Annotated in this window: 21 protein-coding genes; 17 read left to right on the plus strand and 4 right to left on the minus strand. The window is 37.4% G+C overall.

All coding sequences use genetic code 11. The features are described from left to right. The 5 genes from JOD29_RS18995 to JOD29_RS19015 all read left to right on the plus strand — a co-directional run. The coding region (locus JOD29_RS18995) for a hypothetical protein (protein WP_205101738.1) at nt 1–208 on the plus strand (208 nt) is incomplete at its 5' end. Nucleotides 209–502: 294 nt separating this feature from the next. Then, the gene (locus JOD29_RS19000; RefSeq protein WP_338088338.1) at nt 503–1051 is read left to right on the plus strand and encodes a histidine phosphatase family protein; all 549 of its coding nucleotides are present in this window, start codon (nt 503–505) and stop codon (nt 1049–1051) included. 99 nt (nt 1052–1150) lie between these two features. After that, the gene (locus tag JOD29_RS19005; RefSeq protein ID WP_124766914.1) at nt 1151–1387 is read left to right on the plus strand and encodes a hypothetical protein; all 237 of its coding nucleotides are present in this window, start codon (nt 1151–1153) and stop codon (nt 1385–1387) included. Between the two features lie 395 nt (nt 1388–1782). Beyond that, nucleotides 1783–2622 carry a ParA family protein gene (locus JOD29_RS19010; protein ID WP_240033644.1) on the plus strand — a complete coding sequence of 280 codons (840 nt, stop codon included), beginning with the start codon at nt 1783–1785 and terminating at the stop codon, nt 2620–2622. Between the two features lies 1 nt (nt 2623). Continuing rightward, entirely contained in the window at nt 2624–3124 is a 501-nt protein-coding gene (locus JOD29_RS19015) for a hypothetical protein (RefSeq protein WP_124766916.1), read from the plus strand. Nucleotides 3125–3206: 82 nt separating this feature from the next. Here JOD29_RS19015 and JOD29_RS19020 read toward each other — a convergent pair whose 3' ends face one another. Beyond that, nucleotides 3207–3527, minus strand: coding sequence for a BRCT domain-containing protein (locus JOD29_RS19020; protein WP_124766917.1), 321 nt, complete (start codon nt 3525–3527; stop codon nt 3207–3209). 189 nt (nt 3528–3716) lie between these two features. Here JOD29_RS19020 and JOD29_RS19025 point away from each other — a divergent pair, with 189 nt between their 5' ends. Together JOD29_RS19025 and JOD29_RS19030 are read left to right on the plus strand one after the other, a co-directional pair. Next, a complete protein-coding gene (locus JOD29_RS19025; protein ID WP_124766918.1) occupies nt 3717–4259 on the plus strand; it encodes a cysteine hydrolase family protein in 543 nt (180 codons plus the stop codon). A gap of 28 nt (nt 4260–4287) precedes the next feature. Continuing rightward, a complete protein-coding gene (locus tag JOD29_RS19030; RefSeq protein ID WP_124766919.1) occupies nt 4288–5502 on the plus strand; it encodes a class I SAM-dependent methyltransferase in 1215 nt (404 codons plus the stop codon). A 52-nt stretch (nt 5503–5554) separates the two neighbouring features. Here JOD29_RS19030 and JOD29_RS19035 read toward each other — a convergent pair whose 3' ends face one another. Then, nucleotides 5555–5923, minus strand: a complete 369-nt coding sequence (locus tag JOD29_RS19035; RefSeq protein WP_239585816.1) for a DUF779 domain-containing protein — start codon at nt 5921–5923, stop codon at nt 5555–5557. Next, nucleotides 5889–7409 carry an acetaldehyde dehydrogenase ExaC gene (exaC, locus tag JOD29_RS19040; protein ID WP_124766920.1) on the minus strand — a complete coding sequence of 507 codons (1521 nt, stop codon included), beginning with the start codon at nt 7407–7409 and terminating at the stop codon, nt 5889–5891. Before exaC ends, JOD29_RS19035 begins: the two co-directional genes overlap by 35 nt. A gap of 1358 nt (nt 7410–8767) precedes the next feature. Here exaC and JOD29_RS19045 point away from each other — a divergent pair. The 8 genes from JOD29_RS19045 to JOD29_RS19080 all read left to right on the plus strand — a co-directional run bounded on the left by JOD29_RS19045 (nt 8768) and on the right by JOD29_RS19080 (nt 16416). Then, entirely contained in the window at nt 8768–8917 is a 150-nt protein-coding gene (locus JOD29_RS19045; protein ID WP_158610614.1) for a hypothetical protein, read from the plus strand. A 214-nt stretch (nt 8918–9131) separates the two neighbouring features. Continuing rightward, nucleotides 9132–9581 (plus strand): NUDIX hydrolase, encoded by a 450-nt coding sequence (locus JOD29_RS19050; protein ID WP_124766937.1) that lies wholly within the window; start codon nt 9132–9134, stop codon nt 9579–9581. Between the two features lie 149 nt (nt 9582–9730). Next, nucleotides 9731–10405, plus strand: coding sequence for a peptidylprolyl isomerase (locus JOD29_RS19055; protein WP_124766921.1), 675 nt, complete (start codon nt 9731–9733; stop codon nt 10403–10405). Nucleotides 10406–10927: 522 nt separating this feature from the next. Continuing rightward, nucleotides 10928–11491, plus strand: coding sequence for an alkyl hydroperoxide reductase subunit C (gene ahpC, locus JOD29_RS19060; RefSeq protein WP_124766922.1), 564 nt, complete (start codon nt 10928–10930; stop codon nt 11489–11491). Nucleotides 11492–11731: 240 nt separating this feature from the next. Next, on the plus strand, nt 11732–13282 hold the full coding sequence (gene ahpF, locus JOD29_RS19065) for an alkyl hydroperoxide reductase subunit F (RefSeq protein WP_124766938.1): 1551 nt from the start codon (nt 11732–11734) through the stop codon (nt 13280–13282). 194 nt (nt 13283–13476) lie between these two features. Further along, nucleotides 13477–14436 (plus strand): nucleoside hydrolase, encoded by a 960-nt coding sequence (locus tag JOD29_RS19070; protein WP_124766923.1) that lies wholly within the window; start codon nt 13477–13479, stop codon nt 14434–14436. Between the two features lie 121 nt (nt 14437–14557). Next, nucleotides 14558–15178 carry an NUDIX hydrolase gene (locus JOD29_RS19075; protein WP_124766924.1) on the plus strand — a complete coding sequence of 207 codons (621 nt, stop codon included), beginning with the start codon at nt 14558–14560 and terminating at the stop codon, nt 15176–15178. A 386-nt stretch (nt 15179–15564) separates the two neighbouring features. Continuing rightward, on the plus strand, nt 15565–16416 hold the full coding sequence (locus JOD29_RS19080) for an MBL fold metallo-hydrolase (protein WP_124766925.1): 852 nt from the start codon (nt 15565–15567) through the stop codon (nt 16414–16416). 46 nt (nt 16417–16462) lie between these two features. On the opposite strand, the gene JOD29_RS19085 is transcribed toward JOD29_RS19080, so the two are convergent. Next, a complete protein-coding gene (locus JOD29_RS19085; RefSeq protein ID WP_124766926.1) occupies nt 16463–17443 on the minus strand; it encodes an SMP-30/gluconolactonase/LRE family protein in 981 nt (326 codons plus the stop codon). Between the two features lie 539 nt (nt 17444–17982). Here JOD29_RS19085 and JOD29_RS19090 point away from each other — a divergent pair. Continuing rightward, on the plus strand, nt 17983–18261 hold the full coding sequence (locus JOD29_RS19090; protein ID WP_124766927.1) for a hypothetical protein: 279 nt from the start codon (nt 17983–17985) through the stop codon (nt 18259–18261). Between the two features lie 145 nt (nt 18262–18406). Then, nucleotides 18407–19723 carry a sensor histidine kinase gene (locus JOD29_RS19095; protein WP_124766928.1) on the plus strand — a complete coding sequence of 439 codons (1317 nt, stop codon included), beginning with the start codon at nt 18407–18409 and terminating at the stop codon, nt 19721–19723. Nucleotides 19724–19908: the final 185 nt, after the last annotated feature.

The following is a 19908-nucleotide window of genomic DNA, read 5'->3' on the forward strand; positions in this document are numbered from 1 at the left end:
TCTGCCGTATAAGCCTTCTCACGGTGTATTAACGGAAGAAAATTCCCTTATATTTAAAAATGCCGATATTTTACCTGAAATAAAGGAACACTTTTCCCTTATCTTATCCGAATTTTTGAATGTCCCCTTATCCCAGCCTTTTAACCTTCTCCGATGTGCATTAATGGAGGAAATTTCCGTTAAGTTAAAACTGGTCAAATTTACTTGAAGATAAAGGAAAAGACTTCCCTTATCTTAACCAAATGAATGGTTTTTTCATATTTCCAGTCCAGTTAACGGAAAAGTCTTCTCCAATCTCAGCCTTTTAACCCTTCACTAAATAAGACAATTCTTCGCTAATAATCTTATGCCTTAGAAGAATGACAAAGTTCCTTTACAGCCATCATTTATATTCAAAAGAGTTCCACCATCAAAGTGGGCAGCTCTTTTCTTATCCCCCTAAAGTAACGATTCCTTGAAAATCGCATAATCTAGCAATATTTAAAGGGGTGAAAAATTTATTGTGGTTTCATTACTGGAAATGTTAAGAAGTGGGGGATATATCCTCTATGCAAGACATGGGCAAGCGAATGTTGGGATAGATCAACCAACAGTTAATTTTTATGATTGTGCCACTCAAAGAAACCTCTCAGAAATAGGTAGAAATCAAGCCATTTATTATGGAAGGATTTTTCGAGCCTTACAGATTCCAATTAGTTTCCCCGTTTTGACGAGTCCATATTGTAGAACGATCGAAACTGGAGCACTCGCTTTTGGATCACAGAACATTCAAGTGGACCCTTTCTTGATGGAAATTCAAAACCTTAATGGAAATCTATCAGACCCTGAAAAAAGTAGGATTTTAAACAACCTTCAATCCTTTTTAGAGGTAGAGCCACCAAACGGTACAAATAGAGTAATCGTTGCGCATAGTTTTCCAAAAGGTGTTGGATTAGGTAGTATCCCATATATGGGGACAGTCATTGTAAAACCAAAAGGACCGGGAAATGGATATGAAGTCATAGGTCGATTATCTTTTTCTGATTTTTATAAATTAGCAACTACAAAATAAGGGATTTAATTCCGGTCACTATAAATAAAATCCAAAAATTGCACAAACTATTAGGGAGATAGATAGTTCTTCTATCTTATAAACTGTTCAATGAGGAGGATGGAAATGTCAATGGAAGAAGTGAACAACAAGGCCCTAAAAGGAAATGGTTATGGTGGGTACAAACTTCAAACAGAGTTCAATCATCTTGAGCAAAACATCAAAGAAGAAGTGGCTTCTGAGATTGACATAGATTCGCCAGCAGCTACTGCAAATTATTCCGCCAAAAGGCCAAATCAACTAATTCGATTTACTAATCCAGAAAAATCAAGTACTTCTCGAATCATCTGGTATTAGGCAAATCCAAATCATTGAATAGAGGGGATTAAAGAGGGGGAACTTCTTTAATCCCTTTTTAATGTAAAAAGGCATCCCACTATAAGCAGGATGCAGTGATACAAATAGGCGTTACCTTCATTTAAACGTACACTAGTTTCAGCTAAAAGGGTGTCTACCTTTCACTGCCAAGTAAGAAGCAGGCCATACAAAAAGACAGTGTAATTCATCGTATTCTCAAATTAAATTTGTGTGCTTGCCCAATGAAATTCTAGGATATTGGTCTAACAGGGTGAGGTTCTAAATGCTTACATTTAATTGGAAAATTATACATATTTGTTCCTGAAAAAAATATATTATGGAGAAGAAAGTTGCTTGATCAAACATGAGAGGAGCAAATCATCCCTTTGGCCATTGTGATTTCCACAATTAACTTAAAAGGCGGAGTGGGAAAAACGACGACGACGGTAGGGTTAGCAGAGATGTTAACGTCTGAGTTTGGGAAGAAAGTGTTGCTTGTGGACTTGGACCCACAAACGAATGCAACGACGATGTTAATTGGTGAACACAAGTGGAAAGAGCTTAATGATGAAGAGTACACATTAGCACGTTTGTTTAAAGATGCACTAGAGCCAGAAAATAGTAGGTTTAATTTGGAGAAATCCCTTCAACGTAATGTATCGAATATTACTGTCGTAGAAAATTTAGATTTAATCCCCTCTAGTATCGATCTCATCAACATACAAGATGATTTGGCGAAGATGCCAGCTGGTCAATTTTACGCGAATAATCCAGTAGAAATCTTAAAGAAAGCAATTAGGCCTATTATGGACAACTATGACTACATATTAATTGACTGTCCACCAAACATGGGCATCATTACGCTAAATGGCCTCCGAATTGCAGACGGTTATATCATCCCAACCATTCCAGACGTTCTATCTACTTATGGGATTCCACAAATTATTCAGCGGGTCAATGCGTTTTCAAATGATATCGGAAAGGAAATAAAAGTACTTGGTATTGTAATTGCTAAGTATCGAGACAATTCGAATCTGCATCGCAATACTCTTGCACGGTTAAAAAGAGAAGTGGATGCCCCTTTGTTTAACGCAGTTTTTAAAGAAAATAATCAAATGGCAAATGCGGCTGACTATACGGTTTCCTACTCAACGTATCGCCGAAAGTGGGGCTATGGCGATCAATATAATGCCTTTTATCGTTTAGCAAAAGAAATCCAAGAGAGGTTTGTATAAGATGAATTTGGAACAAAAAATGGCTGAGATATTTGAAATTATCCTGGATGAGATGAAAACAAATCCTTCATTTGCGGAAAAGCTTGCTGGGATTTTTATAGAAGAAAAACCTGAAAAGTTGAATGAACCGATCCTGTTCGATCAAGAAGATGGGCAAGAACTATCTTTGCAACAGGAAAACGCGGAACTTCCAGTGTCTAAACATGCAGGAATAGAAGAAGTGGTTGAAACAAAGGGAAAATCAACGGATAAATCTAGTAATAGAAGAAAACGAAAGCCGGCAAAATTCAATCCAGAAACCATCCTCATTGATCAAGGAAAAGAAGCGCTACAGCATCGATTAGAAACACTTGAAGTGATTGAGCTAAAGGATATTATTTCTGAATTTGGGATGGACCCTGCTAAAAAAACAACAAGGTGGCGTAAGAAAGAACGATTCGTTGATCATATTCTTGATGTTGCTTTGAATCAAATTGAAAAAGGAAATGCCTTTCGGCGGTAGTCTTCATTATTTAAGAGTAAATGGAACCTAATCACGAGCTGGTTAGGTTTCTTTATGTTTTAAGGACCAAGATTCTTTTGATTTATCTCTTACTAAGAGAAAGGATCCAAATAAAGTCTTCTTCTACAATCATTTGAATGTCGAGGCCGAGGCTAATCAATTGTTCTGCTTTTAACTGTTTCGTACTGATTCCACGTCTTTTATCGCCAAGAATAACGAAATCTGTCTCCTTTGTAACAGCTCCTTGTATACTTCCTCCACAAGCACGTACTTTTTTCGCAGCTTCCGAGCGTGTCATCGTGGAAAGACCTCCTGTAAAGACGATTTGCTTGTTATAAAATGGATGTTTAAATGGTTCGGATGGAAGTTGGATGACTTCCGTATTGTCTTTATTTTGGTACATAATGATTCTCCTTGCTAATATGAAAAGATGTCTATCTATTATAAGCGAGATTGATTGTTAAAAGGGGCAAAACATTTGAATGAAACAATGCTAACTTATTATCTTTCATTGAAATAAATGTTAAGGTGTACTAAAGAGGGGATTTGACCTCGCGATATTATACACCTAAAAAGTGAGGAGAATGGAGTCATGGGGAAAGAAGCGTTGATTATTGTGGATATGAGTAATGATTTTGTGGCAGACGAAGGTAGTTTAACAGCAGGCAAACCGGCACAAGAAATTGTTCCATATATAATAGAAAAAGCAAATGAATTTCTTGCGAATGATCAAGTGGTCGTTGTGGCAATGGACGCACACCAAGAAAATGATGAACACTTTGAATTATGGCCAGCTCATAATATCGCTGGGACAAAAGGGCAAGAGCTTTATGGTGATTTATTTGATTGGTATAAAGAGCATGAAACGAATCCTAATGTCTTAATGCAACCTAAAACAAACTACAATGCATTCTTTAACACAGGTCTCGCTGAAAATTTGAAGTCACACAACGTAGAAAAAGTTCATGTTGTTGGGGTTTGTACAGATATTTGTAACTACCTTACGATTGCTGGGGCAGATGCAGAAGGATTTAAAACAGCCATCCATAAAAGAGGCTCAGCAACGTTTACAGACTTAGGTGAAACATTTATTCAACACATGAAAACATGTTTCTTTACGGATATAATAGAGTAATATACGCATTAATGAGAGGGTAAAATAAATGGCAATAAAAAAAACAGCAGAAGAACAACTAGTCATCAACTACATGAATAAATTAGGGTTAAAAGCCTTTAAAAATAACCGACAATTTTGGGATCACCTAAAGCGAAAACATGCAAAAGAAGTTGTTCAGCAATTAGAGCAAACACTGAAAGATCAAGCAGAAGGAAAAGTATCGGACGAAGCGGTATTTGAATTGAAAAATTCATCGTTAAGTTTAAGTTTAGATATGAGTAATATATCGGCTGATTTGTACAAAAAGTATTTTGATTGGTTCGCAAACCGCAAAGGGCCTGCGCCAAAGAAAATACTTAATGTAGGTTGTGATAATGGAATCGTCACGAGTTTCTTAGCAGTCCTCTATCCTGAAGCTGAGGTCGTTGGAGTAGATGGCCGTTCAACAGCAATTGAATGTGCGAACGAGTTATCTTCACAATTAGCATTATCCAATGTTTCATTTAAACAAATTCAATTAAATGAGCTATCCAATCATTTTGATGAGAACTCATTTGACCTGATTGTTTCGTTAGATTCGTTACAAGAGGTGATGAATTTAAAAGAATTACCAAGATATTGGTCAACAGGTGAAATGTTAGAGATGGACTTCACGAACGAAAGAAATGCTACTTTAATGTCGTTAAGTTCCATTTTGAAGAAGAATTCATCAAGTGAATTAATTACATGTGAAAAACTTGCCTTTATGGGAGCCGTGGCTTTGTGGACGAAGATGCTCACATTAAGTGGATTCCAAATGAAATGGGACGAAGCAGAATACATTCATTTCCATGAAGTTGGGGAACAACAAAAAATGCCAATTTTCATTGCAAGTTCACAGAATAACTTGGAGCTGTTACAAAAAGTATATGAATTCGAATCGAAAGAAAAGGTTCTTACGTGTTTCGATGGCAAAGTATTGAAAGAGGCAGAAGCAGAAATTGTATTACAACAAACGCCAAATAAAGAATTACAAAAAGGGATTCAAATTAACTTCTCAAATGATTCCGGTATTATGAGAATTGAATGTTGGCAAACAGCTGACTTTATTTTCCTTTATCAATATTCCAATATTGGGTATCGTGAGTTGAAAGTATTCGATCATTCTTCAATTAATAAGGTTGTAGATGAATTAGAGCAGCTTATTGAAAAATGGTCTCCTTATGGGGAAATGAATACTTATGATCGTGTGGACGAACGAGATCAATTAAATAACGCATAGTAAAAAAAGACACCCTTCACGGTCCATGGAGCGAAGGGTGTCTTTCATAATTTTAATGATGATTTAGTTGGTTGGCACGGATGATGAAGGACTTGTTTTCCGTACTTTCGAGCGAAAAGGAATTTCCCATACCATCCGTTACATCAATGACAATTTGTAGATGCTGCCAGTAAGCAAAGTTTGATGTGTGCATGTAATAGGGCACACCTACAACGTCACCAATTTGTTCATCCCGGCTGCCAAGATAGAAGTCACCTTTTGTCATACAGATCGGTGACGTTCCATCACAACAGCCTTCAGAATGAACGAAAATGAGTTCTCCGTGCTGCGCTTGCAACTGTTGAATCAGTTTTGTAGCTGCTTCTGTCGCAATGACTTTTTTCATCTTAGAAGAAGCCCATTGACCCTTTATTGTAACCAACTAAAATACATTTTGTTTGTTGGTAGTGGTTAAGCATCATTAAGTGGTTTTCACGACCGATACCTGATTGTTTGTAACCACCGAATGCAGCATGTGCAGGGTATTGGTGGTAAGTGTTTGTCCAAACACGACCAGCTTGGATTGCACGACCTGCGCGGTAAGCAATTTCGCCATTACGAGACCATACACCAGCACCTAAGCCGTATAATGTATCGTTGGCAATTTCGATTGCTTCGTCGAAGTCTTTGAATGTTGTCACAGCAAGTACTGGACCAAATATTTCTTCTTGGAAGATACGCATGTTGTTAGTTCCTTTGAACACAGTTGGTGCTACATAGTAACCTTCAGCTTGGTCACCTTCTAATTTGTTTTGGTAACCACCGATTAAGCATTCAGCGCCTTCTTCTTTACCGATTTCGATATAAGAAAGAATTTTATCTAATTGTTGTTTAGAAGCTTGAGCACCCATCATTGTTTCAGTGTCTAGTGGGTTACCGATTTTAATAGCTTCTACGCGTGCTAATACTTTTTCCATGAATTTATCGTAAATTGATTCATGTACTAATGCACGTGAAGGACATGTACAAATTTCACCTGAGTTAAGTGCGAATAATACGAAGCCTTCAATTGCTTTATCTAAATACTCATCATCTGCATCCATTACGTCTGGGAAGAAGATGTTAGGTGATTTACCACCGAGTTCTAATGTTACAGGAATAATGTTTTCTGTTGCATATTGCATAATTGAGCGACCTACTGCAGTTGAACCAGTGAACGCAATTTTCGCAATACGTGGGTTCGTAGCAAGTGGTTTACCTACTTCTAAACCAGTACCTTGAACAATGTTTAGAACACCTTTTGGTAAGATGTCTTGGATTAATTCCATTAATACAGCGATCGACGCAGGAGTTTGCTCAGCTGGTTTTAATACGATACAGTTACCTGCAGCTAATGCTGGAGCGATTTTCCATGCAGCCATAAGTAATGGGAAGTTCCAAGGAATAATTTGTCCAACTACACCTAGTGGCTCGTTGAAGTGATAAGCTACTGTATCCCCATCGATTTCACTAATGCCGCCTTCTTGTGCGCGAATTACGCCTGCAAAGTAACGGAAGTGGTCGACTACTAGAGGAATATCTGCATTTAATGTTTCACGAACTGCTTTACCGTTGTCCCAAGTTTCAGCAACAGCAATCAATTCTAGGTTATCTTCGATGCGATCTGCGATTTTGTTTAAAATTTGTGAACGATAAGCAACTGTTGTTTTACCCCATGCATCTTTAGCCGCATGTGCTGCATCAAGTGCTAATTCAACATCTTCTGCTGAAGAGCGAGGAACAGTTGTAAATACTTTACCTGTTACTGGAGAAATGACATCTAAATATTGACCTTTAACTGGAGCAACCCATTCGCCACCAATAAAGTTTTCATATTGTTCTTTAAATTGTACTAATGAACCTTCTGTATTTGGATTTGCATAAATCATAATTTAGTGCCTCCTAGGAAATATATAAGTAATGTTATAGCTTTGTCACAAATTCGACATCTCTCGCTATGAATCTATCATGCTCCTTTTTTTATTTTTTTGCAAGCGCTTTCTCTCGAAATATTAAATTCTACTAATTCTCGCTTATCCGTAATTATGTTACTTGTATGTATAAATCTTCTGTTGTATAACAAATGAGTTTTGTAAAAGATTGTAGCTGGTTAAGGGGAGAGACAGTTTCTTATTGTTGTTATTTCAATGGGTTTCTATTACAAATATTAACAGTTTTCCGCTCTCAACTAGACTACTAAAACGTCTATTTACATTCCTGTTTTAGTATAGAATTTCTGATTGGAAGTAAAAGTAAAAATAATTATATAGAGATAAAGTATTTATGAAATTGGTTTACAGAGTTGTTGGTGGTTGTTGGAGAAAAAGTTCGAAATTTGGTTGGAAAGGAAAGGGGATATGGGGGAGGGAGTTTGAAATTTGATTGGAGTGGGGATGTGGTGAAATTCGTTTGGGTGATGAAGTTCGAAATTGGTTGAGGTGGGTGTGAAATGAACTTCATCGGGGTGATGAAGTTCAAAAATTGGTTGGAGTAGGGGTGGAATGAATTTCATCGGGGTGATGAAGTTCAAAAATTAGTTGGAGTAGGGGTGGAATGAACTTCATCAGGGGTATGAAGTTCAAAATTTGGTTGAGGAGGGTGTGAAATGAACTTCATTAGGGTGATGAAGTTCAAAAATTGGTTGGGGTGAGGGTGGAATGAACTTCATCGGGATGATGAAGTTCAAAAATCAGTTGAGGTGGGTGTGAAATGAACTTCATTAGGGAGATGAAGTTCAAAAATTGGTTGGGGTGAGGGTGGAATGAACTTCATCGGGGGTATGAAGTTCAAAATTTGGTTGAGGAGGGTGTGAAATGAACTTCATCGGGATGATGAAGTTCAAAAATCAGTTGGAGTGGGAGAGAAATGAACTTCATAAAGCTGATGAAGACCGAATCCCAGTTAGGTCAGAAGCAAAAAGGTCTTCATAAAGATGATGAAGACAAAAACTCAATCAGATCAGGAACAAAAGTGTCTTCATAAAGCTGATGAAGACCGAATCCCAGTCAAGTCAGTTGCAAAAGTTTCTTCATAAAGTCGATGAAGACAAAAACTCAATCAGATCAGGAACAAAAGTGTCTTCATAAAGCTGATGAAGACCGAATCCCAGTCAAGTCAGTTGCAAAAGTGTCTTCATAAAGTCGATGAAGACAAAAACTCAATCAGATCAGGAGCAAAAGTTTCTTCATAAAGCTGATGAAGACCGAATCCCAGTTAGATCAGGAGCAAAAAGGTCTTCATAAAGCCAATGAAGACCAAAACCCAATCAGATCAGGAGCAAAAAGGTCTTTATAAAGCCGATGAAGACCAAAACCCAATCATATCAGGAGCAAAAGGCCTTCATAAAGCCGATGAAGACCAAAACCCAGTCAGGCAAGGAGCAAAAGTGTCTTCATAAAGCTGATGAAGACCAACCCGTTCAAATAACGAGTAGGAAACAATCTGCATCAAATTCACGAAGCTTAAAACTCAATTGCGTGAAATGAATCTCCAATCTAGGAGCCACGCCGAGTTCGCTAGGAAATTCAAGAACATACCTGACTGTTTTTAGTCAAAGTATTTAGTACATAAGGTAGAATGGATGAAAAGGAGAGTGGCTTATGACAGAACAAATGGAGTATTTTCAATATTTGCGGCAATATGTGGGGACAAAACCTTTAATTTTACCAGGTTCTGTTGTGATCATTGGAAGAGGGGAGAACGAGGTGCTTCTGCAGAAACGGCCAGAAGGAAGATGGGGATTGCCAGGCGGATTAATGAATATTGGTGAAAGTTTCGAAGAGGTAGCAACACGAGAAGTAACCGAAGAAATTGGGCTAACCCCTCTAAACTTACAGTTGCTTCATGTGTTTTCGGGAAAAGAGTATTATACAAAAGCTCCGAATGGCGATGAATTTTATAGTGTGACGGCTGTTTTTTTCACGAAGGAAGTAGAGGGCTCACTCCTATTGGAAGAAAGTGAAACAGTAGATGTGCGCTATTTTCATTGTGATGAACTTCCAGAACAAATGGTGGGTAGTCATCGGAAGTTTATTAATCTATTTGGTGACAGGATGAAGTAGTAATTCAGAATAAATGGTGCGAAAAAACTCGAGAACCGACAATTACTCCTACTTTTGTCTGCGAATCGTAAATAACAACTTAATAAATTTGTCGTGATATATCTTATCGTTTTATAATAGGGAAATGGATTTTATAGGGAGTTGAAATGATGGTCTCATATAATAAAGTATTTTCTTGTGTTTTTAGTCTAATGGCAGTAGTTTTCGTTTTGACTGGTTGCGGAACATCATCAGAAAATGGCCAATCAGATGGCAATACGGCAAAGGAATCGAATGAAATCGTGGACTATTCATCAGAAGTGAAGGAAAACCCAATTGTGACGATTACGATGAGTAATGAAGAAAAAATCGTTATTGAATTAGAGCCTGCTACAGCGCCTAATACGGTAGCAAATTTTATTTCCTTAGTGGAAGATGGTTTTTATGATGGACTTATATTTCATCGAGTCATCCCTGATTTTATGATTCAAGGGGGAGATCCTTTGGGGAATGGAACAGGGGACCCTGGCTATTCAATAGAAGGTGAGTTTTCGTCAAATGGTTTTGAAAATAATTTAAAACATGAACGTGGTGTGATATCAATGGCGCGGTCAAGTGATCCAAATTCAGCGGGATCCCAATTTTTTATTATGGTCGAAGCGGCACCGCATCTTGACGGAGAGTATGCTGCCTTTGGGAAAGTTATTGAAGGAATAGAAACAGTAGATGCCATTGTTGCTGTAGAGCGAAATGGTGCAGACAAGCCTTTAGAAGAACAGAAAATGCAAAAGGTGGAAGTGGATACGAAGGGCTTTGATTATCCAGATCCAGTGGTGCAAAAGTAGAGGTGTGGGGTCAGCTGCCTACATTTGCGATTAGTAAGCAATTGAAATAATTGGATAAAAAATTGAGAAAAGTACTAACTCAAATGATAATGGGTTGTGCTTTTTTCTATTTTGACATTCCCAGGCAATCTAATTTTGAAAATGTAACTACTTCTTCATATGTAAGTTTTTATTTTGAAACATCATTTTATTAAGATGATTTTGTTGAAAAATTTTCTCTTATCATGAGTAAAATTTGTGAATTTATCACATGCTTTGTTTTGGTGTGAAACGCAATTTTGACTATGCTTTTCTAACTTATTCGTATGTATATTAGGACTTCATATTTTCTCTATATAATTATCAATTAGCCTATATTTTATCAGTAGATAGTTTTTTAACTATTCTAAATATTTTATATTTTGGTGTAAGTAGGCTATCCGGTTGACGTAGTATAGAAAATATATGATAATAATTGTTGAATTGAAATAATTATAAAATAGTTATAATGCTATTTAAAGAATAATATTAGGAGGAATTATCATGGCATTAATCGGTAAAGAAATTCAACCATTTGAGGCGAAAGCTTTCCACAAAGGTGAGTTCATCGACGTATCTTCAGAAAACTTCAAAGGACAATGGAATGTTGTTTGTTTCTACCCAGCAGACTTCACTTTCGTTTGCCCAACTGAATTAGAAGACTTACAAAACGAATACGCTACATTAAAAGAATTAGGTGTAGAAGTTTACTCAGTATCTACTGACACTCACTTCACACATAAAGCATGGCACGATACTTCTGATACAATCGGAAAAATCGAGTATATCATGATTGGTGACCCATCTCACACAATCTCTAGAGCATTCGACGTATTAAACGAAGAAGCTGGTTTAGCAGAACGCGGTACATTCATCATCGACCCAGACGGTATTGTACAAGCTTATGAAATCAATGCAGATGGTATCGGTCGCGACGCTTCTACATTAGTAAACAAAATCAAAGCAGCTCAATATGTACGTAACAATCCAGGTGAAGTTTGCCCAGCGAAATGGAAAGAAGGCGCTGAAACTTTAAAACCAAGCTTAGACTTAGTAGGTAAAATCTAAGTTTTAGAAACTTAACATTTTTAATTTTGTATGACGGCGACAAGAAAACAATCTATAGTGATTGATTTTTTGTCGCCATATTTTTCATAAGGCAAGTACTCTTTGTCTTTACAATAAACAAAAGGAGAGGTGAATAATCTGCGCGTGTATAAGAGTTAATGGCTTTGAAGGTTTAGAGTACACTGTTGATACAGTTTTCTTTAGCCTGATAATGTCATGCATGTTGCAGTAATACGAGATATGTTATTAGATAATCAAATTAAAGAACAATTAAAACAATACTTAACAATGCTTGAATCTGATCTTGTATTAAAAGTAAGTGCTGGTGAAGATAAAGTATCTCAAGATATGATCGAGCTTGTAACAGAAATTCAAAATATGTCACCACGCATTTCAGTTGAACATGTACATTTAGAACGTACACCAAGCTTCAGTGTAAACAAAGTTGGAGAGGAATCAGGAGTTGTCTTTGCAGGTCTTCCTTTAGGTCATGAATTTACATCTCTAGTTCTTGCATTACTTCAAGTAAGTGGTCGTGCACCAAAAGTTGACCAATCGATTATTGATCAAATTAAAGATATTTCTGGTGAATATCGCTTTGAAACATATGTTAGCTTAACTTGTCATAACTGTCCGGATGTTGTTCAAGCACTTAACATCTTGAGTGTGTTAAACCCTAACATTTCACACACAATGATTGACGGCGCATCTTTTAAAGAAGAAGTAGAAAGCAAAGACATTTTAGCTGTGCCTGCTGTATACCTAAATGGTGAATCATTCGGAAATGGTCGTATGACAATTGAAGAAATCCTAGCGAAATTAGGTGCAGGTACGAATGTTGATGAATTATCTGCAAAAGATCCATATGATGTGCTTGTCATCGGTGGCGGTCCAGCGGGTTCAAGTGCAGCGATTTATGCAGCGCGTAAAGGAATTCGTACAGGTATTGTTGCAGAACGTTTTGGTGGTCAAATTTTAGATACACTGTCAATTGAAAACTTTATTAGTGTAAAAGAAACAGAAGGACCAAAATTAGCACAAGCCCTTGAAGAGCATGTAAAACAATACAACATTGATGTCATGAATCTACAACGTGCAAAACGTTTAGAAAAGAGAGACCTAATCGAAGTTGAATTAGAAAATGGTGCAGTTCTTAAAAGTAAATCTGTGATCATTTCAACGGGTGCTCGTTGGCGTAATATTAATGTTCCTGGTGAACAAGAGTTTAAAAACAAAGGTGTTGCTTACTGCCCTCACTGTGATGGCCCGTTATTCGCAGGAAAAGACGTAGCGGTAATCGGTGGAGGAAACTCCGGAATTGAAGCGGCAATTGACCTTGCAGGGATTGTAAACCATGTCACAGTTCTTGAATTTAACTCTGAACTAAAAGCAGATGAAGTATTACAAAAACGTTTATACAGCTTACCAAACGTAGCGGTTCATACGAATGCGCAAACAAAAGAAATTACAGGTAAGGACAAAGTAAACGGAATTACTTATGTAGATCGTGAAACGAATGAAGAACACCATGTGGAATTAGCGGGTGTCTTTGTACAAATCGGTCTTGTACCAAATACAGATTGGTTAGAAGGAACACTTGAGCGAAATCGTATGGGTGAAATCATCGTTGACAAACGTGGTGGCACAACAATTCCAGGTGTATTTGCTGCAGGGGATTGTACTGATAGTGCATACAACCAAATCATTATCTCAATGGGTTCAGGGGCAACTGCAGCTCTAGGTGCCTTTGACTATATGATTCGTAACACAGAAGAGACTGCTAGCGTTTAATCGTATAATTAAATGATGAAATACCTTCGAATGTTGGGTTCGAAGGTATTTTTATTTTGTTGAAGTGTGCAATTCGAGATCAGTCCCTTTACGAAATGCAAGAGGAGCAACTTTTAGGATAATATTTAAATGTACCTTACAATGGTGTGAGACGTATTAACGTATTTACAGAACGATAAAGGATGGGTTTTTACATGACAAAGCTACCAATTATTATTGATACGGATCCAGGAATAGATGATGCCATGATGCTAACATTAGCCTTCGCAAATGACGATGCGTTAGACGTACGCCTCGTCACAACTTGTTCTGGCAATATTTCGCAAAATAAAACAAACTATAATGCACGAGCCTTCTTAAGTTATATTGGAGCGGATGTAGAAATTGCACGTGGGTTAGAGAAGCCCATTTTCCGTGAGTTAGAAGTCGCAGAAGATATCCATGGGGAAAGCGGCTTTGGGAATGTTCAGTTTCCCGAACCTTCGTTACCTGTAAGTGAGCGACAAGCTGTTACAGCGATGTTGGAAACGATTATGATGAGCGATGAGAAAATGACCATTGTTGCAACAGGTCCGTTAACAAATGTAGCGGCGTTACTACTTGCACATCCTGAAGTAAAACCTAAAATAGAGCGAATTTCATGGATGGGTGGTGCGGCAGTAGGTGGAAATATGTCCCCAACTGCAGAATTTAATGCGTATGTGGACCCTCATGCAGTGGAGATTGTGTTTCGTTCAGGTGTTCCTATTGTCATGAGTGGATTAGATGTGACACATAAGGCATTTGTAACGCCAGATGAAGCGAAAGATATATTAAATATAGGAACTGAATTTGCAGAAAAGGCATACCACCTCGTCACTTATTACCTCGATGTGATGAAGAAAACGCCTTTCCATGAAGAGAATTACGATCAAGTGTTACATTTTCATGATGTATGCGCGGTTATGTATTTATTGAATCCGGATATTTTTAAAGGACAGGACTGTTATGTGGAAGTAGCTCTTGAAGGGACAACAGCAGGTACAACGGTCGTTGATTATACGAATCGTACAGGTAAAACTGCTAACGTACATGTTCTTCATACGGTTAATCGCGAAAAATTTGTTAAAGAATTTCTAAAGGCAGTCAAGATTATTTCGGATCGACTTAAGTAATTTTTATGGGTGAAACAGCTTGGTTTGATGCTGAATCAGGCTGTTTTTATCAGAAGTCGTATTCTGTTTTTTTATTTGCTATAGTAGTGATACAAAAAATTATTAAGGTGAGGGGGATTAAATGACACTAGATAAAAATAAGCTGAAGGATCATTTAAAACGAAATCAAACGTTATTTTTAGGAGAGGAAACGGCTTTCCGTTCAGCGGTACTAATTCCATTAGTTCAAATAAATGAAGAATGGCACATTTTGTTTGAAGTCCGTTCATTCAAGATGAGAAGTCAACCTGGCGATATAAGTTTTCCAGGCGGTAAAATCGATCAAACCGATGAATCCCCACTGGCCGCTGCTTTACGAGAAACATCAGAAGAATTGGGTGTTGACCCGAAAACGATTGAAGTGGTGGGTAAATTAAGTCCTTATGTGGCATCTCCTGCTTTTGTTGTTTATCCGTTTATCGGAATACTGGACTACAAACAGGTTCATTCTTATAACAAGCATGAGGTTGAAGAAATATTTACAGTTCCGCTCAATTGGTTACTCAATTACGAACCATATGTCCACTTAGTAGCAGTTGAACCGAAACCTTCTCCAGACTTCCCATATCATAAAATTATGAATGGTGACAAGTATCAATGGAGAACTCGTGACATGGAAGAATGGTTTTTCGATTACGAGAACTATACAATTTGGGGCTTAACGGCAAAAATTTTAAAGCATTTTATCGAGAGGTTGAAATAGGGGAGAGTGTACCGTAACTCGTTATGTGGGGATTTTGGGGGCTCGGAGTAGGGATTTCCTCTTCATAGGCTTGAAAGGTATTTTGGAAGCTCGTGGATGAAATTTTCCTCTTCATTGGGGTGATGAAGGGGATTTGGGGGCTCGGAGATGAGAATATCCTCTTCATAAGCTTGATGAAAGGGATTTTGAATAAAACTCCTTCCAATTTTACCGTTCATTCCCCCAAAGAACTCCATTTCAGCAGCTAGCCTACCAAAATCTAACTCATTTCCAAAACCACTAATTCAACAACTCCTGAATAATTAAAGTACCTTTTCAACACTATAATGGTAGCAGTTTCATTAAGAGTTTTTACATTTTACTATATAACGAAGGGGGGAACACAAATGCAATCAATAGAGAAAATTGGTGAGCGTTTTTGGTATATTACGCCGATATCGGAGACGGATCGACCGATACTTGGGATGGTTGTGGGGGACCGTAAGACATTAATGATAGATGCGGGTAACTCGGAAAGCCATGCGAACTATTTTACAGGGGAGCTTTCAAAAAAGGGAGTCCCACATCCTGATTTGGTTGTCCTGACTCACTGGCATTGGGATCATATTTTTGGTCTTTCGGCTTTATCCCATACGGTTTCCATTTCACACAAAGAAACGAAAGAGGCAATGGAAAAACTCATACCTTACTCATGGTCAGACGAAGCGCTAGATGAAAGAGTAAAAGCGGGAACGGAAATTGAGTTTTGTGCTACTGCCATTAAAAAAGAATTCACAGAACACCGGGATATTGCAATCACTTTGCCTCATGTAACCTTCGAGAACCGATTGGAAATTGACCTTGGGGGAGTGAATTGTATCGTTCAGCATGTGGGTGGGATTCACGCTTCAGATGCGGTCATTGTGTATATAAAAGAAGAAAAAGTCCTATTTTTAGGGGATTGCATGTATGCGGATATTTTTTCAGAGAAAGTGAATTACAAAGTAAATGAAACTCTTCAGCTTTTAGATCAGATAGAGACTTATGATGCACATACATACGTCCTTTCCCACCATCCAAGGCCGCTTTCAAAAGAGGAATTTAATGAGGAAGTGACGTTGCTTAGAACAACTGCAAAATTCACAGAGCTTTGTAACGGGGATCAACAAAAAATAATTGAAGAATTTCGTTTGCATGTGAATAGAGAACTCACGGAGGATGAGTTAGAAACAATCTCCTATTTCGTCAATGGTTATTAAATAAATAGAGGCAATCACAAATTGGTGATTGCCCCAGTGTTGTTTTTTATTGTAACCAGTATGGCTGTAAACCTTTCGTTTCTACTTTAATGCGCCAAATCTCATTTTTCGAGGACTCGGTTACATAAAGGTAGCCATCTCGGAATGTTAAGTTTGTAACGAATGTGCCTGCATCTTGCGGAAGGCGGATTGTTCCATATTTAAATCCATCTTTATCAAGGACGACAATTTCACCCGCTTGGAAATGGGCTACATACAGGTTTCCTTCAGCATCTACTGTTAATCCATCTGGTCCGATTCCACCTTCAAAACGACCGAAAACAAACGCTGCTTCAGGTGAAGCTGGAGCAGTTGCTGAAGGAACAGAGATAATTTGGTTTTTGTTAAACTCTGAAATATAGACGCGGTTGCCATCAGCAGAAATAGCGATTCCATTTGGATACGCGATGTTTTCAGAGAAAAGTTTTGCTTCCTTCGCACCTGGAGCTAAATAGAAGACACGGCCAGTTGGGTTCGTTGCACTAGATCCCATTGGTTCTGTGAAATAAAGACCACCGTTTTTATCGAATACAAGGTCATTTAATCCCTTTAAAGGTTTACCGTCATACGAGTTGATGATGGTTTTAAGCTTGCCAGTTGTAGGATTGTAAGAATAAAGAACGCCTTTCCCATCGGTAATAAACAAGCGGCCATCTTTGTGGAACTTTGCCCCGATAGGCATTAGATTCTGTTGATCTTGTAAAACTTTTACCACTTGATCGTTTTTAATAGTAAGAATTTCGCTTGTCATTGGGCTAACTAACCAGATATTCCCTTTTCGGTCGAAGTTGATTCCTTCCATAAAACGGCCATTACCTCCGGAAATAACCTTTTCCCATTTACTACTTGGGCTAATAATTTCAGAAATATTATGCCGATCTCCAGTCGGTACTGACTTTGTTTCATATAATGCCTTTGCACCCGTGAATGTTGCCGCGAGTAGGGTGAAAACAAGAATCAATGTCCCTAGTAATGCACCTTTTTTCATCTCAACTTTCCTCCAATAGTTTCAAGAATTTCTTCTGAGATGAAGTTGCAACTTCGTATTGTTTTTCAATATAAGCGCTTATATTCCTAGTATCTTATCATTTATTAACTGTATAAAAATACGGAAAAAGAAACTGATTTTATCAAATAAAGCGCAACATTTTTATGGATTTCGGAAATACTATTTCTGATATAATGAAATGTTTATTATTTGGGGTAGAAAAGCTTTAGAGAAGTGAGTGAATATTATGTGGTAGTATTCTGAGCAAAAAATCGGTCAATGTTCTAAAGGAGTTATAAGTGGTCAAAAGGAATACCAAAACGGGCAAAATCCACGGTCAAAACAACTGCCTAGCGAGCAAAATCCACGTCTAACCGGTCATTAGTTCCCTACATATAGCTAGTATTTTCAACTTCCCTCAACCTTATGAATACGAAATTTTGGATGAATTCGCTTGCTTAAATTCGTACATATTTTCATCGTCAATCCACAATACTATCCTTTAGATTCACCTAATTTAGAGGAAGGGAAGAGGCAAAATGGCGAAGCACTCACATCAAAGTTGGAAACAGGATCATCCAAGTACTTTGTTTAGTAACTCTGTTGAAAAGGCAGATCGTTCGGTGAAGCAAGCGATGTCACACCCAGAAGAAATCGCGATGGAGCACGCTTTCAATTCGCTAGCTCGTGCAGAAAATGCACATCAAAATGCACTTGACCATGGCGAGCATCTGGATATGGTGGAACAAAATAAAGCGCATTTAGACACGCTTAGGCAGCAATTAAATGAAGTGGAAGAAATTGTTGAAGATCGTTAAGCTCAAAATTCCCCCGTATGCGTTCATACGGGGGTTATTATTTCGAAAAAATGCTACTTTAAAACTAAATTTAGGTATTCTATTAAAAATAATGATAGAATTAGTTCGTATTATTTCCCAAGGTTTATAGAAAGAGGAACTTTGAATGAAGAGTAGTAAAAAAGTCAAATTAATATTGGTTTTATCGATTGTCTTACTTTTATTATTTATAAGTATAAGTATATATACATCATACATAAGAATAAAATCGACTGTTGAGGAATCTATTGCAAACCAAAGTGTGGACGCAGCCAAATCAATTGCGGCTTCATTCGATGTTGAAACGTATAAACAGTTTTTGCAAAAACCTGAGAAAAATGAGCAGTACTGGGAATTACGTGAGTACCTTAATGACGCAAGGGAAAAGCTAGGAGCACACTACGTCTACACACTAAAGGTTGATAATCCGAAACTTTCAAGGGCGATGATTATGGGGATGCCTAAAAATGGTCCAATCGAATACCCCATTGGCATAGTTTGTACGGTGCCAGAAAAACAAGTAAAAATAGCCTATTATGAAGGGAAAACCTATGTAACGGGTCAAATTGAAGATCATCAATTAGGAGTGAACTACATATCTGTCGGTGCCCCGATAAAGGATGAGACTGGTAAGATCATTGGATATATCGGAATTGACATAGGGATTGACCAACTAAATGCCATTAGCGCGAAGGTATTAGAGAATAATATTTTTATACTTTTATTTAGCGGTATATTTGTAGTGATTATTATCGCAACCTTTTTCTTCATGCAACATTGGTATCGAAAAGAAATTCAAAAAGAAGTAGAGGAAACAGAAGATACATATCAAGCAGAAATAAAAACACTCATTGCATCCGTTTCGTCTTTAAGACATGACTTTGCAAATCATGTTCAAGTTTTACACGGACTTCTATTGTTAGATAAGTCTCAGCAGGCACTTGAATACTTATCAACCTTATCAAAAGAAATACATAACATACAGTCAATTAATTTAAATATTAAACATCCTGGATTATCGGTCTTATTACAAACAAAGAAACTTTCGGCGCAAAATCAACAAATTGATATGTGTATTTCGGTTTCTGACGATTCATTTGATCAAATAAAAACAACAGACTTAATAAAATTACTATCCAATCTACTTGATAATGCGATTGATGCAAGTAAAGAATTACCTGAGGACCAACGAAAAATATCGATTCACTGTCAAGCATGTGGGAGCCAGTACATATTTAAGATTACCAACACAGGGCCGAAAATACTGAATAAGGATAAAATCTTTAAACAAGGTTATTCAACTAAAAGAGAAGAAAATGATAAAAAAATTAGAGGCCAAGGTTTGTTTATCGTAAAAGATATTGTTGATAAATATAACGGGAAAGTAAAAATTAGCTCAAATGAAACTGAGACAAGTTTCTTTGTGGAAATTCCATTCAAGTAAGGGTTCAGTTTACTAGAGCGTTTTGTTAAATAAGGAGCAGCGGACTTATCGAAAATAAGTCAGGCTGTTCTTATTTTTTTAGAGTGACCTATTTTCCAACATAACTCTACATTTAGTACTTGTTAATATTTTGAAAATTTTGTAATTATCTGTGCTAAAATATTTCTTAAAGGGGGGCGATTGTA

The sequence above is a fragment of the Lysinibacillus composti genome (assembly GCF_016908465.1).
Classification (GTDB): Bacteria; Bacillota; Bacilli; order Bacillales_A; family Planococcaceae; genus Ureibacillus; species Ureibacillus composti_A.

Excerpts from the sequence above, each read along its gene's own strand:
- JOD29_RS19005 (WP_124766914.1), top strand. The coding sequence starts at position 1,151 with ATGGAAATGTCAATGGAAGAAGTGAACAACAAGGCCCTAAAAGGAAAT.
- JOD29_RS19015 (WP_124766916.1), top strand. The coding sequence starts at position 2,624 with ATGAATTTGGAACAAAAAATGGCTGAGATATTTGAAATTATCCTGGAT.
- JOD29_RS19020 (WP_124766917.1), bottom strand. The coding sequence starts at position 3,527 with ATGTACCAAAATAAAGACAATACGGAAGTCATCCAACTTCCATCCGAA.
- JOD29_RS19025 (WP_124766918.1), top strand. The coding sequence starts at position 3,717 with ATGGGGAAAGAAGCGTTGATTATTGTGGATATGAGTAATGATTTTGTG.
- JOD29_RS19030 (WP_124766919.1), top strand. The coding sequence starts at position 4,288 with ATGGCAATAAAAAAAACAGCAGAAGAACAACTAGTCATCAACTACATG.
- exaC (WP_124766920.1), bottom strand. The coding sequence starts at position 7,409 with ATGATTTATGCAAATCCAAATACAGAAGGTTCATTAGTACAATTTAAA.
- JOD29_RS19045 (WP_158610614.1), top strand. The coding sequence starts at position 8,768 with ATGAAGACCAAAACCCAATCAGATCAGGAGCAAAAAGGTCTTTATAAA.
- JOD29_RS19050 (WP_124766937.1), top strand. The coding sequence starts at position 9,132 with ATGGAGTATTTTCAATATTTGCGGCAATATGTGGGGACAAAACCTTTA.
- JOD29_RS19055 (WP_124766921.1), top strand. The coding sequence starts at position 9,731 with ATGGTCTCATATAATAAAGTATTTTCTTGTGTTTTTAGTCTAATGGCA.
- ahpC (WP_124766922.1), top strand. The coding sequence starts at position 10,928 with ATGGCATTAATCGGTAAAGAAATTCAACCATTTGAGGCGAAAGCTTTC.
- ahpF (WP_124766938.1), top strand. The coding sequence starts at position 11,732 with ATGTTATTAGATAATCAAATTAAAGAACAATTAAAACAATACTTAACA.
- JOD29_RS19070 (WP_124766923.1), top strand. The coding sequence starts at position 13,477 with ATGACAAAGCTACCAATTATTATTGATACGGATCCAGGAATAGATGAT.
- JOD29_RS19075 (WP_124766924.1), top strand. The coding sequence starts at position 14,558 with ATGACACTAGATAAAAATAAGCTGAAGGATCATTTAAAACGAAATCAA.
- JOD29_RS19080 (WP_124766925.1), top strand. The coding sequence starts at position 15,565 with ATGCAATCAATAGAGAAAATTGGTGAGCGTTTTTGGTATATTACGCCG.
- JOD29_RS19085 (WP_124766926.1), bottom strand. The coding sequence starts at position 17,443 with ATGAAAAAAGGTGCATTACTAGGGACATTGATTCTTGTTTTCACCCTA.
- JOD29_RS19090 (WP_124766927.1), top strand. The coding sequence starts at position 17,983 with ATGGCGAAGCACTCACATCAAAGTTGGAAACAGGATCATCCAAGTACT.
- JOD29_RS19095 (WP_124766928.1), top strand. The coding sequence starts at position 18,407 with ATGAAGAGTAGTAAAAAAGTCAAATTAATATTGGTTTTATCGATTGTC.